We start from the raw sequence: 14,398 nt of genomic DNA on the forward strand, positions 1-14,398 counted from the left end.
TTCTAGCGATCGCCCGTGATAAACCACTAGTTAAGAAATGGCATACCATGTCAAGGCTTGATGAAGCATGAGTAGATCCCCGGTGATTTCGCTCCCTCAGACCTATGGGCGAATCGTCAAGGTATAGTCTCGCCGCATCCCCGGAGTCGCCGCACCCACCCAGACTTTATAGATCCCCGTCTTCCAGTTCGTGTCGGTAATGCTGGCATCCTTATTCGTTCCGGTATCGTCGCCACACCGCACCGTCCCATCCGATCCTTGGACAACAAGAGTCGTATCGGCTCCGCCACTGTTGACTTGTAAGGTTAATCGCGACATGTCCTCTTTGAGGATCAAGGTATGGTCAGGATTCGGATCGCCAAAGCCCAAGCACTTCCTCTGATGCATGTCGGTATTACTGACGATCGCCGGTAGGGAGGTGGCTCCCGCGATCGTGCCGGACAAACGACCCGATGGCTGGCTAGAACTAAGGGTTAATGAGCCAAAATTAGGCGGCTGCGCTACGGCGGGAGATAGCCCTACCCCTAGCAGCAAGATTACCCAGCCCACCCGTTGATAATTCGTCTTCATATCCATTCAATCCTAAAAATGATTCGTTTCGCGATCACCCTAATAACAACATCAGGCGTGGTGACAACAATTACGCAAGCTTGAATTCCGGCGATCGCTTCAGTTCTGGATACAATCAAGTTTTGCACCCGTGGTTCAGTGGAGTGACAATGCAGGTTTTCAGTTGGGGTTAATTCTGTCAGAATTGCAGAGTCTGATCGAGTTGGCAGAGCACAATGGCTTTAGGACTTTTGGCAGTCCTGATTTTACTAGGATGGATGTTTAACCAATTATTTGTGGTGCCGTTCGGATGGCTGCACATCCCAACCTGGATAGGCTGGGCGATCGGTCTAGGATTGTTATCCTGGTTTCTGCGGGATTGATCCACATCGGCAACCTAGTCTCCCAAGAGTGGCGCAATGGTCGCGATCGCCCAAGTCATGGTTTCAGCACTGGTTAATCCTGAGGTTCGCGGGAACTCTTAGAAGAAGAGGACAGTGATTAATTTATCCGATAACAAACTAATGGTTATCAACAATCTATAACGACTCTGTCCCTTGGCGATCTAAAGTTGTGAATTGAGGCTAGAAACGGATTATGACAGCGCCACCGCCTGACAAACCAGTAGCCCAAACGGCTTTATATCGACTTCAGGAACTAGACCCCCACCTGAGCCATGAGCTGTTTAGCAACGCCTTCCACTATGCCCCGATCGGCATGGCATTGGTGGCGATCGAGGGTCAGTGGTTACAGGTGAATCGCTCCCTCTGTGCGATCGTTGGCTACTCTGAGGCAGAATTGTTAGCCACTACCTTTCAGGCACTTACCCACCCCGATGATCTGGAAACCGACCTGGCATACGCCGAACAGTTGATCAAAGGTGAAATTGAATCCTATCAACTAGAGAAACGCTATTTCCATCAGCAGGGACATATTGTTTGGGTATTACTTAGCGTTTCCTTGCTCCGCAGCAGTCATAACAGACCACCCTGCTTTATTTCCCAGATTCAAGACATTACTGAGCGCAAACGCATTGAAGCAGCATTACGCAAAAGTGAAGAGCGGAATCATCTCTTGCTCAACGCCATTCCTGACTTAATGTTACGCGTCAGTCGCAATGGTACTTATCTGGACGTGAAGCCTGCCAAACATTTTGACACCATTGTTCCCTGGCAAGAGGTGATTGGCAAACGCGAGGAGGAGTTACTGCCACCTGCGATCGCAGCCGAGCGGCGACAGTGTCGAGAACAGGCGTTAGCGACGGGTGAAACTCAATTTTGTGAATATCAACTGTTGATCAACAACGTCCTACACGACGAGGAAGCCCGGATTGTCGCAACGGGTGAAGACGAAGTGCTGATGATTATCCGGGATGTCAGCGAACGTAAACATACCCAACAACGTTTGAGCTTGCAATATGCGGCGGCTCAGCTATTATCCGAATCCACCAGTCTGCAAGAAGCGACTCCTCGACTCCTGCAAGCCATCTGCCAAACCCTAGGCTGGGATTTGGGGCAACTCTGGGCGATCGATCAATCGGCAAACTTACTGCGTTGGGTCGCGAGTTGGCATCGTGATCCGTTAAACCTGGCTGAATTTGAGCAAGTTACCCAAGAGTGTACATTTGCCCCCGGAGAAGGCGGAGCCGGGCGGGTCTGGAGTTCTGGCGAACCCTTATGGATTAATGATATTGCGGATGACGATAACTTCTTGAATCAAGAGGTCGCCATTCGTGGTGGCTTACACAGTGCCTTTGGCTTTCCCATCCTGAGCGGCAACGGTTCCCTGGGAGTGATCACCTTATTTAGTCGGGAAGTGCGGCACCCAGATAATGGCTTGATGCAAATGATGGCGGCGATCGGTCGGCAAATTGGTCAATTCATGGAGCGCAAACGAGCCGAGGAAGCCTTGCACCGGAGTAACTCGCTGCTCAAAGCCCAGCAGGAAGCGGTAATCGACGGCATTCTGGTCTTAGACGAACAAAAAAATATTGTTAGCTATAACCATCGCTTTTGCCAGATCTGGCAACTCCCAGAAGACCTGCTGGAATGGGGGGATCTAGAACAGCTATTTGCCTGGATGCGATCGCAACTGCATCGCCCCGAGATTTGTCCAGAAACCAGTTGTTATATTCACAACTATCCCCAGGGGGTCATCTACGACGAAATTTTGCTCAAAGATGGACGAGTCCTCGATCGCTACTCCAGTCCGATCCTGTCTCCCGATGGCGAACCCTACGGTCGGCTGTGGTACTACCGGGACATTACCGATCGCAGACAAGCAGAAGAAGAACTGCAAAGTCAAAACCATCAAGCCTATTTGCTGGCAGCGATTACCCTACGAATTCGCCAATCTTTGAACCTGGATGAAATTCTCAATACCACCGTGGCAGAAGTGCGGCAATTCCTCCAGGCAGACCGGGTGTTGATTTATCGGTTTGAGCCAGATTGGTCGGGCACGATCGTAGTGGAAGCGGTTAATAGTCAATGTGTATCCGCATTGGGTGTGCAAATCCACGACACCTGCTTTCAGGATGGACTCTGGCAAAAATATTATCGTTGGGGCACTAGTGTCATGGTGGATATTGCCCAGGCAGACCTGAGTCCCTGCTACCGCCAAATGCTAGAGCAATTTCAGGTCAAAGCCAGTTTGGTCGTACCGATTATTCAGGGACGCGGGGCTACCCAAAAACCGCAACTTTGGGGGCTATTGATTGCCCATCAATGTACGAGTTCCCGCCAATGGCGATCGTTTGAAACGGAGTTCTTGAGTCAACTGGCGGATCAGGTGGGCATCGCGATCGCCCAGGCCTACTTACTGGAGCAAGAAACCCAACAACGGGAACAACTTGCCCAGCAAAATCTGGCATTGGAGCAAGCCCGCCGAGAAGCAGAACGGGCATCGCAGATGAAGAGTACCTTTCTGGCAACCATGAGCCACGAAATCCGGACTCCCATGAATGCCGTTTTGGGCATGACCGGATTGTTAATGGATACCAACTTGGATGCCGAGCAACGCGATTTTGTCGAAACCATTCGCGGCAGCGGCGAAACCTTGCTGACCTTGATTAATGAAATCCTCGACTTCTCGAAACTGGAAGCGGGCGAGATGGAACTGGAAATTCTCGACTTTGATCTCAATACCTGTATTGAAGAAGTGGCGGATCTGCTGGCGGCGGCTGCCCATACAAAGGGTTTGGAATTGGCAACATTGATCTATCGCAACTTACCCACCCAACTCAAAGGAGATGTCAGCCGATTACGCCAAATCCTGACCAATTTAGTCAGTAATGCTATCAAATTTACGGAAACAGGGGAGGTGGTGATTCAGGCGGCTCTGAAGGCAGAAGCAGCCACAACCGCAACCATTACCTTTTCGGTGATTGATACCGGCATTGGCATCCCGCCCGAAGCCCAACAAAAACTGTTCCGTCCCTTCTGTCAGGTTGATGCGTCTACCACCCGTCGCTACGGTGGCACAGGGTTAGGGCTGGCAATCTCCCGGCAACTGGTGGAACTGATGGGCGGTGAGATTGGCGTAGACAGCGTGGAAGGTCAGGGATCCCGGTTCTGGTTTACGGTGACGCTGAACAAACAAGCGCCCACGATCGCTTCGGTTAATCATCTGATTCCCCCCTCACTGGACTTAAGTCAGCTACGGTTACTGGTAGTCGATGATAATGCTACTAATCGCAAGGTCTTGCGCTATCAGGTGTCTGCCTGGGGCATGCAGGTGGACGAAGCCGAAGGGGCGATCGCGGCGTTGGAGCAATTACGCCACCAGGCAAAGGCAGGACAGCCCTACGATCTAGTAATTTTGGATATGCAAATGCCCTTGATGGATGGCGAAATGTTAGGGCGACAGATTAAAGCCGATCCCCTGTTGGCAGACACCAAGCTGATCATGATGACTTCTCTGAATCATTGGGGTGGAGCCAGACGCATGCTGCAAATGGGCTTCTCTGCCTATCTGGTCAAACCCGTCAAACAATCCCGGCTATTAGATTGCATTGTCAATACCCTGGCACAATCTCCGGATCAGTTGCGATCGGGGGCGGCTCCAGCCCCAAGCTGCCCGACGACACCTCCCGCCGGAAAACCCATTTCCAAGCTAAAAATTTTGCTGGTTGAGGATAACATCGTTAACCAAAAAGTCACCCTGAACCAGTTAAAAAATCTGGGTTATCTGGCAGATGTCGCCGCCAACGGTCAAGAAGCGTTACAGATGATGGCACAGATTACCTACGACCTGGTGCTGATGGACTGTCAGATGCCGGTATTGGATGGCTACACCACGACGCAAGAAATTCGGCGGTTAGAAAGTGACACCCACCACACCATCATCATTGCCTTAACCGCTAACGCCATGAAGGAAGATCGGCGACGGTGTCTGGATGCAGGCATGGACGACTACTTAAGTAAACCAATTCTCAAAGCGAAGCTTGCGAGTAAACTGACTTATTGGAGTGACATCTTACGATCCATGCCTCAAGAATCGGTTCATCCTGCTACCACCACTGCTGAGCTCAGTACCGTCGATCGGCGAAATCCGTCGTCCATCACAGAGTTACCGATCGATTGGGAACATTTGCACCAAATTTGTGATGACAGCCCAGAGTTTGAGCTAGAAATTCTCCAAACCTTTGTCAACGATACCGATCTGCACTTAAAAACCATTCAACAGGCGATCGCCGAACAAAATTTTCTGGCACTGGAACAGGCAGCCCATCACGTTAAAGGAGCCAGCGCCAATGTCGGACTCTACCTGATGCAAGCAACGGCTTCTGAGTTAGAACAACAGGCTCGCTACCAGCAACTGGAGGGAGGCAGCGATCGCTTAACCGACTTGCAACGATCGCTGGAACAAGTGCGGAGGTTTCTGACCAATCAAGCTTAATTGAGACAACTCGCAGGATTCCGGATTAATGCGGCTGCCTGGATAGGGTATTCTTAGGGGAGCGGTAGGTATTTTTTAACAAGCAGTAAGCAGTTACGCTCATCCGAAAAGCGAGTATAGCTTAAGGAATCTGCAATTCGCTGCATGAGCCGCAAGCCCCGCCCACCCTCTGCTTCAGAATCTAACTCTTGAGGCATACTCTCTAAGCGTTGATGCAGATCAAAAGGTTGCCCATAGTCCCAAATCCGAATCTCTAATTGATCGGTATAGACCTTGACCTCCATCTCAATGGGAACATCTATTGGCAAGCCTTTATGAGCATGGCGTACTGCATTCGTAAATCCTTCCGCCAAAGCCAGTTGGCACTCCAACCAGGCATGGTAAGGAATGGGTGGTCCATTCAACTGATCGAACCACTCCAGCACTTGAGCAAGGGTATTCAGGTCGGTATTTACTTGAAGGGAAGATTTATAGAGTGGTTGCAATGGCTCAAGATCCCCGCGCTTAACCCTGAAAATAGTGTATAGTCGTTTACTCAAATTGATCCCATTTCTAAGAACTCTTGAAAAAGGCGTTTAAGCGAATTGAACTTTATGATTGAAGTCGATATTCATCGGATATACAGAAGTTCTATAAACTGAATTGTCGCACTTTTTTTAGCTAGTTCCTAACTCTAGGACACTTTTTACCGTATTCCTGCTTCTATGTCGAACGCTCCTTCCAAAATTCTGGTAATTGATGACGACCTAACTGCTCGCTTAGTGTTAAAGAAAATGTTGGAGGAACAGGGATACGAAGTTGTTACCGCTAATGACGGGGTTGAAGGGGTCAAACAAGCCCAACAATTACGTCCCGCTCTGATTATTTGCGACTGGATGATGCCCCGGATGGATGGCATTGAGGTCTGTCGCTATATCAAAGGTGAACCAGAGTTAGCCACCATTTTCTTTATCCTATTGACCGCTCGGGATGGGGTCGAAGACCGGGTACAGGGATTAGATAGTGGTGCGGATGATTTTCTCTCCAAACCGGTTGAGAGTAGCGAACTCAAAGCCAGGGTACGCGCAGGACTACGGCTGCATCGGGTCTATCAGGATCTTCAGGATCAAAAACGCATCTTGGAGTCAGAATTAGCGGAGGCGGCAGAGTATGTACGATCGCTGCTGCCCCTCCCCTTCGATCGCAAAATTAAGATTGATACTCGCTTTGTGCCCTCGCGGCATTTAGGCGGCGATTGCTTTGATTATTATTGGCTTGATCCTGACTACTTAGCGATCTATCTGCTCGATGTTTCTGGACATGGATTAGGAGCCGCGTTACCGTCAATTTCAGTGTTGAATCTACTGCGCTCCCAGTCCATGGATGGCGTGAATTTCTACCAGCCTAGCCATGTCCTGACTGCCCTCAATGAAGCTTTCCAGATGGATTACCAGAATGATAAGTATTTCACCATTTGGTATGGCGTTTATAACCAGGCAAGACGGCAATTGATCTATTCCAGTGCCGGACATCCACCGGCGGTTCTGATTAGTGAAACTGCCGATCAAACACTGCAAATCAGCCAATTGAAAACGGTCAGTTTACCGATTGGGATGATGCCGGATACAAAGTTTGTCAATCAACGCTGCACGATCGAGGATCGCAGCACATTGTATATCTTTAGCGATGGGGTGTACGAAATTCATCAAACGGATGGGGAGGTATGGGGGCTAGATGCCTTTATCCAACTCCTTGCCAAACACCGAGACACCATTCATCAGCATGGGCTAAATTATATTTTGGATTATGTCAAGTCCCTCAACTCCAAAGAGGCGTTTGAAGACGATCTATCGTTGTTACAGATTCAGTTTAGCTAGGCAGTAACACGAGTACCCAGGATGGCTCGCCACAAACTGGATCGATCGCTCCTGGCTCGGCTATCTCGATAGAGGTAGATGCATACCCATACGAACCCTGTCTAACTCAATGACTTAGACAGTTCACCCTCAAGGACTAAATTAATTCCGGTGTTTCCTGCAATACTCGATCAAATTCTCTTTGGTCAGGGTAAATTTGAAATACCTGATCCATGCCAGTAATTTCAAACAACATCCTGGCTTGTTCTCCCACGGAGCAGAAAAACACCTTACGACCAGTTCCCCGAGCTGACTTAAACGCTAAGACAAGCCCGCCTAACCCAGAGCTATCAATAAACGTAACATTCTGAAGATCAACCAGAACCCCCCTAGCTCCAGCTTCGAGACTCTCATGAATGTCATGACGTAGTTGATTCGCTTGTGGGCCATTCAAGATCCCAGAGGGTTGAATGACCTTAATCGTGGAAATCGTAGAGTCCATGTGTGATCTAAGTCTCAACGTCGAGGATATTTCTCAAGCAGCAGAGCATTCAGCATAGCCTGTCAACGACTCAGCCGTAAGTGTGCAAGCATGATTTGGACAGAATCTATCGGCAATGTCACCCATCCAGCGCAGATTCGTCCTCAGTCTGCCATTATACTTACCCGAAATCCTATCGACAGTCCTCCGGAACGGCTCTTGTGTTTGAGAACTTTATAAAGAGTACCCAGAATAGTATTCAGATGAACGCTTATTTGTGAGCTCTTACAAGATATTAGTAGAGTTGCAGCGCTCTGCAAAGCCAAGCCTATTGATGTTGTTCTATGCCGTTGATATAGATTTTGAAATATATCTACCTCTAGACCTTTCTGCAAAGGTCTGATTAAGGTTGTAGAAGCTCTTTCGTTCACCCTGTCGATCGCGCACGAGAGAATAACAGTAGCCCGATCACCTGACCTCTGTAATAGTTCCTTTCTGTCCCCTAACATTTCTGCCCTTGGAAGTGAGCAACGATGGCGAATGGCATATCTGTCTCCAGAAGTCGATTAATTAACGTAACGCTGACCCAGCGATCCCGACGATCGTTGGCTCTACTGATCACAGCAACCGCCCTTTTGAGTGCTTGTGGTCTCCGCTTAGTGCAATTGCAACTTGTACAGGGTGAATATCACCGCCATCGGGCAGAACAAAATCGGATTGCTTTGATCCCGATCGTTGCTGATCGGGGCAATATTGTCGATCGCAAAGGCCAACTCTTAGCTGCAAATCGCCTGTCTCGATCGGTCTATCTGCGTGCCCGCGAACAATCTGAACAGGAGTGGCAACAGACTGTCCCCAGGTTAGCCAGCATCCTCAAAATTCCAGCCGCAGACATCCTGGCAAAACTGAAACAAAGCGGCTATCGCTCTGCTATGCCAGTTCGGATTAGCCGTAACCTCAGCCGTGACGCTTTTATTGCCTTAGCAGAAAAGTCTGAGCAGTTCCCTGGCGTAGAAATTCGGGCAGAGTCCAGCCGCTATTATCCCGAAAAGAATTTGGCAGCTCACGTTTTGGGTTATATCAGCGAAGCCACCCCGACCGACCTGAAGGCAAACCCCGATTACCCCCCCGGCATGATCGTTGGACAAATGGGCATCGAGCGGTTAGCCAACTCAGAGCTTCAGGGCGTTTGGGGTGGGCAGTTGGTTGAGGTAGATGCCACGGGACAGGAGATCAAAATCCTGGGCAAACGTCCCGCTCAATCGGGCAATCCCGTTCAACTGACCCTTGACCTGGAGCTACAGAAAACCGCAGAACGTGCCCTGGCAAACCGGCGGGGAGCCGTCGTGGTGATGAATGTGAAAACAGGTGGCATTCTTGCCCTGGCTAGCGGCCCCACCTTTGATCCCAATCTGTTCACCCGGAATATTTCTAGCGCCGAATGGCAGCAGTTACAAAGCGCCGAAAATCCCTTTCTCAATCGAGCCTTACAGGGCTATCCCCCCGGCAGCACCTTTAAGGTCGTCACAGCGATCGCGGGAATGCAGTCAGGCAAGTTTTCTCCCGACTCTCTGGTAGGAACCGCCGCCTACATTAACTTGGGGGGTCATCTATTCCATGAACATGGCGGGAGTGGGTATGGAGTCATTGGCTTCCGCGATGCCCTGGCATTTAGTAGCAATACGTTCTTCTATCAGGTTGGGTTAACCACAGGCCCCGAAGAGATCTCTAAATGGTCTCGCAAACTGGGGATCGGGAGCTTGACCGACTTGAAGTTAGATGGCGGTAGTCATGGGATGGTGCCTACACCGGCTGAGAAAGAACAGCTATTTAAAGAACAATGGTATGGAGGCGATACGGTCAGTATGTCGATCGGGCAGGGACTTGTGCAAACAACCCCCCTGGAATTAGCAGTAGTGTACTCTGCGATCGCCAATGGCGGCTGGCGCGTCAAACCCCATTTGATGACCAGTCAAACCAACACGGCTGCCAAGAAACCTGAAAAAATTGGGTTGAATCCGGATGTCCTAGCCGTCGTGCGGGCGGGATTAGCTGCCGTTGTACGGGAGGGCACCGCTCGGCAACTGAGTGATGGCTCCATCCCATTAACCGCCGGAAAAACCGGAACGGCTGAAGTCTTAGGTCAACGGGATAATGCACTATATGCCGGATTTGGCCCGGTCGATAAACCGGAGATTGCCGTCGCTGTGGTCGTCGAGAATGGGGGGTATGGCGCTGAATCAGCGGTTCCGATCGCCCATCAACTCTATAAAACCTATTTCAAAGCTAAGAAGTAGGAATTCTGACCATTAACGCCGTCTCTGGCGACGGGAGCGCTGAGAACTGCGTCCGAATCGGCGGGTTAAGCCTGCGATCGTCTGCCAAACCTCCTGGGACTGGCGATCGCGGCGTTGGCGGCTGGCATGAGGGGACACCGGGCGATCGCTGGTTGGGTCAGTCTCTTGATCCGCTCTGGCTTTCGGCAATCGCACAGCATGTTTACTGGGTTCGATACTCTCCCCGTAGTATTTGGCATAAATTTGCGTGAATTCTGCGCCAAACAAAATGATTTGGGCGGAATAGAATACCCAAATCAATACGATCACTAAAGAGCCCGCCGCTCCATAAGTGGAATTGATGCCACTATTTCCTAAATACAAACCAATCAGAAATTTACCAATATTAAATAACAACGCTGTAAATGCCGCTCCTACCCACAAATCTTTCCAGCGAGCCTGAACATCGGGTAAGAATTTATAGATTGCTGCAAACAGTAAGGTGATGAAACCAAAGGAAATGGCAAAGTTTAGGATTTCCCCAAAAATCACATAACCCGGAATCAAGCTACCAAAGAAGTTACCCATAGCGGCTAAGGCGGCGGATAACACCAGGGAGACTAATAGTAAAAATCCCAGTACCAGCACCATTGCAAACGATAAAAACCGGGATTGCAGAAAGCTTTTGACAGCGGCTCCTGGCTTTGGTTTAACTTCCCAAATTGTATTGAGCGCATCCTGTAATTGTCCAAATACGCCTGTAGCTCCAAAGAATAGGGCACCAATCCCCAAAATCGTTGCCAGTGTTCCTCCAGAACCCGGTTTTTGGGTGTTTTGCAGCATAGTTTGGATGATCTCTGCCCCCTCCCGACCGACTAATCCCTGGATCTGCCCAATAATTTCGCCCCGCGCCGCTTCTTCACCAAACACTGCTCCCGCGATCGCGATCGCAATCAGCAACAATGGTGCCAGGGAAAAGACTGTATAGTAAGCCAATGCGGCTGCCCACAGAGAAGCTTTATCTTCATTCCACTCATTAAATGTCTCTTTTAATAATGCGAGAACACCTTTACCTTTCCGCTTCATAAAATATGCGATCATTATAGGCTACGCTAAAGCTATTTTTTATGACAATAATCAAATTCACATCATACTTAAGGACGATTCATTTACTGTTCGTCATCTGTCATTAGAAATAAGTTAAACAGCGATTCACATATTATTGATAACGACTTTTAATTCAAACCAGATAAATTTGGTCTAATTTTTCTTAGCACTAATTCGCTTTAAAGTTTTCTATCCAATCTAAAAATAGCGATAGCTAAATCAAGCCTTGATAGAGGATCAATCCTTTGATGGAGGATCTATCCTTTCTCCAGATAGAGCGAAAAGTTAAATTTCAGAGATTAGTCTGGAAGCATCTCTAAAACAGTGCATCTAAGTCTTAGTGCATCTAATTTTCTAGACTATCTGGCATTGAGTTTTATGCCAGTTTATCTAAATAGTTTCAATGAATTTCTTGACGAGTTCTGGATTTGAAAAATGGCAAATATTAACGAGCGCGACTATAACCGTGAACCTGGCAGACCTTTGCCTGGACAAGTAACAGGAACTAACGAAGTTCCTAGCCATCGGGAAGCAGCTTCCAGACAGGCAGCTTACCACAATGGCTACGTTCAAGGTCGGGATAAGGGTTATGTACGGGGTCGAGATTATGAACGACAGTACGATCGCGACCTGGAAGCTCGGGATAACGAAAATGCTGGTCGGGGATTATTGCTCGGCATTCTGCTAACCGCTTTAGTGGCGGCGACCGCCGGGGCAGTTTTTCTGCTGAACCAACGCGATCGCACCGCTCCCTCTACTCCCCCGATCGTGATTCCCAGAACCTCACCGAACACCACTCAACAACAGCAACAACCCCAAATTAGAGAACGGATTATTGAACGCGATCGGCTGGTTCCTGTGCCCCAAAGTCCGGCTCCTAACCCCAACGTGAACATTACCGTACCACCGGCGACCCAATCGGCTCCCAGTTCTCAGGCTCCGGCTCCCCAAGCTCCAGCCGCCCAACCGCAGGGAACTATTACCAGCCCGACCAATGATGATGCGGAAACAACGCCATCTACACCAGAGAATGGCACCACCGACACCCAATCTGGCACAGGTAGCGAATCCTAATCACTCCCCTCTTTAGCTATCTCTTGCACTCTCCGTCTCTAGTAGACTGAGGGTGTTTTGCTATTAAAGGAGTTTTTTCCGGAACCTCCCCTTCAGCGTATGAAGTCCTGATTAAGCAATGGGAGGAGTTTTGTATATATTGTGTTTTTTCTAACAGAGGGTCATACCCCACATCTGCCTGAGGGCTAATATAGGTAAGCAACCTCTGAGCGTAGTCTAATGAATGGTTAATCTATTGATGATCGTTATTCCTACGACTCAGTGATCCAGGTCACTTAGGTATGGATTATTACCTAATACGATCGGGATATCTATCGGCAAGCGGAACTTCGGAGGCAATTTTTGCATCGAAGTTAGGAGAGAAATCTCTACCATTGCTTGCATAACCGGGCAGCTACCCTCTAAAGTTAGAGCCAAATACTATCTAAAATTTCCGCCATAGGCAAATTCGACCCTAGTCCCTGGCTTGGGGGTTTTAATTACTGTGAGTACCTGGATAGCCCATACCACTAGACCACTTGAGCAGGAAGAGCAACAGCTATATGATCATTTGCTGAACCTGGTTCAGACTGAATTGCCCAGTCAATTAGTTCAGCGTTTTCGAGCATTATTCGTTGATGGGGTTGGTTACCCAGATGCCGAAATTGCCAGAGCGCTCGACAAAATTGCCGCATCTAAACTGGCAGACCAAGAATTTCGCTATGTTCTGAACCGTTGCTGCCATATCTTGATTAACCGTTGGCAAACCCGCCCACAGTTTCAAGCCCATATTCCTGAACTGATCTCGGTTTTTGAAGCGGCACCCTCACGGCATGTGTTTGAAATTTCTCGTTCGCGATCAGTACGCCGCCTGCGAGAACAGGTAAAAACCTTTGTAGATAGCGAACAATACCTGACGTTGCGACGGCTGGCTCAGGTGATTGGTCAAAGTGCTGAAGGTAATTTTAGCGGCAGCGAACCGTTGGGAGGGTTAATCCGGCGCTATCCCTATTTATATGAACATTGCTTGTTGGCAGAGGGCAGTACCTACGAACAGCAACAAACCATTCAAGAATTGAAGTTCAAAGCCCAGCGACGGTATGAGATTGATTTATCTCAATATGTCACCTATCAAGTGCGCCGATCGCAAATTGTTCGCCATAATTCTCCCGAAGCTGCAAACCGGGTTCTGCAACCGATTAAGAATCCGACCTTGTTAAGCGATCGCGAACTATGTGGGGCATTAAAACATTATGTCGGACGATCGCAAGGTTCCTGTTCCTATCGCGATCTAGCACAGCGCTTTACCTCGCATACCAACCAGGTTTCTTCCTTTGGGGCGTTTAAAGATAGCCTTTATCAGTACATTACGGCTTCCGTTGATCCAGAGTATGGCAAGCGGCAGTTCAATAACCAACTGTATACGCAGCTTAAGAATACGCTACCAGAGAACAATTCACAGAAACTGAATGACTTTTTGTTAGTTAGAACCTGTAGTCAGTTACTCAATTTCCTGGTAGTTGAAAGTTCCCATAAACCAGAACACTTTGTATTTATTGATCTGGTGTCTAATATCGGTCCAATTTGGGCAACCGGACTATTGCTAAAAATTGTGCTGATTTGCCGTAAGGTTAAACCCTATTTGGAAAAACGCTTTTCGATTTTGTTTAGTCACTATGAGTCCAGCCGTCGAGATGCGGTATTATGGTTAGTCCAGGCAATGGAACATCTAAATGTAGCGTTGAGTACCAATTTCAGTACAATGGATCTTGCCTTAATCAACCAGTGGTAAGGATCAGGGTTGGTAGAGCCGAGGGCGATAAAATTCTGGTAAGGAAGACCGGAAAGACCGGTTTATACTAACAGATTTTATGCTAATGTGCAGATATCGTCCCTGAGTAGTCTGTCGGCGCTCTGTTTGGACGGCATTTTTTTGAACAATTGTCCTAACACAATTACTAAACAGTCTTCTCGGAGAGAGTAGTAGGAATGACCCAGGTAGTTCTTGGCGAAAACGAAGGAATTGATTCTGCCCTGCGGCGTTTCAAGCGCCAGGTATCTAAGGCAGGAATTTTAGCAGATCTCAGATCCCATCGGCATTTTGAAACCCCACTGGAAAAGCGCAAGCGCAAAGCGATCGTGGCGCGGCGTAAGAGACGCTACAACTAATTGCTTAAATATTGCTTATAACATAGGGGTGT

At 48.7% G+C, this 14,398-nt stretch carries 11 protein-coding genes; 7 read left to right on the forward strand and 4 right to left on the reverse strand.

Annotated elements, in window-relative coordinates; all coding sequences use genetic code 11:
- Window positions 1–102: 102 nt before the first annotated feature.
- Window positions 103–570: a hypothetical protein gene (locus ACN4EK_RS17805; protein WP_431659420.1), complete on the reverse strand. Its 468-nt coding sequence runs from the start codon at window positions 568–570 to the stop codon at window positions 103–105.
- 289 nt (window positions 571–859) lie between these two features.
- On the opposite strand from ACN4EK_RS17805, the gene ACN4EK_RS17810 reads away from it, so the two are divergent.
- Window positions 860–1,009 (forward strand): hypothetical protein, encoded by a 150-nt coding sequence (locus ACN4EK_RS17810; RefSeq protein WP_431659422.1) that lies wholly within the window; start codon window positions 860–862, stop codon window positions 1,007–1,009.
- Window positions 1,010–1,146: 137 nt separating this feature from the next.
- Window positions 1,147–5,445: a response regulator gene (locus ACN4EK_RS17815; protein WP_431659423.1), complete on the forward strand. Its 4,299-nt coding sequence runs from the start codon at window positions 1,147–1,149 to the stop codon at window positions 5,443–5,445.
- 53 nt (window positions 5,446–5,498) lie between these two features.
- Here ACN4EK_RS17815 and ACN4EK_RS17820 read toward each other — a convergent pair whose 3' ends face one another.
- Window positions 5,499–5,930 carry an ATP-binding protein gene (locus ACN4EK_RS17820; protein WP_431659424.1) on the reverse strand — a complete coding sequence of 144 codons (432 nt, stop codon included), beginning with the start codon at window positions 5,928–5,930 and terminating at the stop codon, window positions 5,499–5,501.
- Between the two features lie 219 nt (window positions 5,931–6,149).
- On the opposite strand from ACN4EK_RS17820, the gene ACN4EK_RS17825 reads away from it, so the two are divergent.
- Window positions 6,150–7,301 (forward strand): PP2C family protein-serine/threonine phosphatase, encoded by a 1,152-nt coding sequence (locus ACN4EK_RS17825; protein WP_431659426.1) that lies wholly within the window; start codon window positions 6,150–6,152, stop codon window positions 7,299–7,301.
- A gap of 136 nt (window positions 7,302–7,437) precedes the next feature.
- Here ACN4EK_RS17825 and ACN4EK_RS17830 read toward each other — a convergent pair whose 3' ends face one another.
- On the reverse strand, window positions 7,438–7,782 hold the full coding sequence (locus tag ACN4EK_RS17830) for an STAS domain-containing protein (protein ID WP_431659427.1): 345 nt from the start codon (window positions 7,780–7,782) through the stop codon (window positions 7,438–7,440).
- A gap of 512 nt (window positions 7,783–8,294) precedes the next feature.
- Here ACN4EK_RS17830 and mrdA point away from each other — a divergent pair.
- Window positions 8,295–10,058: a penicillin-binding protein 2 gene (mrdA, locus tag ACN4EK_RS17835; RefSeq protein WP_431659429.1), complete on the forward strand. Its 1,764-nt coding sequence runs from the start codon at window positions 8,295–8,297 to the stop codon at window positions 10,056–10,058.
- A 12-nt stretch (window positions 10,059–10,070) separates the two neighbouring features.
- Here the strand turns inward: mrdA and ACN4EK_RS17840 are convergent, their stop codons facing one another.
- Entirely contained in the window at window positions 10,071–11,123 is a 1,053-nt protein-coding gene (locus tag ACN4EK_RS17840) for a YihY/virulence factor BrkB family protein (protein ID WP_431659430.1), read from the reverse strand.
- Window positions 11,124–11,579: 456 nt separating this feature from the next.
- Between ACN4EK_RS17840 and ACN4EK_RS17845 the strand changes: the two genes are divergently transcribed.
- The 3 genes from ACN4EK_RS17845 to rpsU all read left to right on the forward strand — a co-directional run bounded on the left by ACN4EK_RS17845 (window position 11,580) and on the right by rpsU (window position 14,366).
- Complete coding sequence (locus tag ACN4EK_RS17845) at window positions 11,580–12,218, forward strand: hypothetical protein (protein WP_431659432.1); 639 nt, start codon at window positions 11,580–11,582, stop codon at window positions 12,216–12,218.
- A gap of 484 nt (window positions 12,219–12,702) precedes the next feature.
- Entirely contained in the window at window positions 12,703–13,989 is a 1,287-nt protein-coding gene (locus tag ACN4EK_RS17850; RefSeq protein ID WP_431659433.1) for a hypothetical protein, read from the forward strand.
- Between the two features lie 197 nt (window positions 13,990–14,186).
- The gene (rpsU, locus tag ACN4EK_RS17855; RefSeq protein WP_009556054.1) at window positions 14,187–14,366 is read left to right on the forward strand and encodes a 30S ribosomal protein S21; all 180 of its coding nucleotides are present in this window, start codon (window positions 14,187–14,189) and stop codon (window positions 14,364–14,366) included.
- Window positions 14,367–14,398: the final 32 nt, after the last annotated feature.

The sequence above is a fragment of the Pantanalinema rosaneae CENA516 genome (assembly GCF_050753385.1).
GTDB lineage: Bacteria > Cyanobacteriota > Cyanobacteriia > Leptolyngbyales > Leptolyngbyaceae > Pantanalinema > Pantanalinema rosaneae.

Coding starts and splice junctions, on each gene's coding strand:
- ACN4EK_RS17825 (WP_431659426.1), top strand. CDS start 6,150: ATGTCGAACGCTCCTTCCAAAATTCTGGTAATTGATGACGACCTAACT.
- ACN4EK_RS17830 (WP_431659427.1), bottom strand. CDS start 7,782: ATGGACTCTACGATTTCCACGATTAAGGTCATTCAACCCTCTGGGATC.
- rpsU (WP_009556054.1), top strand. CDS start 14,187: ATGACCCAGGTAGTTCTTGGCGAAAACGAAGGAATTGATTCTGCCCTG.
- ACN4EK_RS17810 (WP_431659422.1), top strand. CDS start 860: ATGGCTGCACATCCCAACCTGGATAGGCTGGGCGATCGGTCTAGGATT.
- ACN4EK_RS17840 (WP_431659430.1), bottom strand. CDS start 11,123: ATGAAGCGGAAAGGTAAAGGTGTTCTCGCATTATTAAAAGAGACATTT.
- ACN4EK_RS17815 (WP_431659423.1), top strand. CDS start 1,147: ATGACAGCGCCACCGCCTGACAAACCAGTAGCCCAAACGGCTTTATAT.
- ACN4EK_RS17845 (WP_431659432.1), top strand. CDS start 11,580: ATGGCAAATATTAACGAGCGCGACTATAACCGTGAACCTGGCAGACCT.
- ACN4EK_RS17805 (WP_431659420.1), bottom strand. CDS start 570: ATGAAGACGAATTATCAACGGGTGGGCTGGGTAATCTTGCTGCTAGGG.
- mrdA (WP_431659429.1), top strand. CDS start 8,295: ATGGCGAATGGCATATCTGTCTCCAGAAGTCGATTAATTAACGTAACG.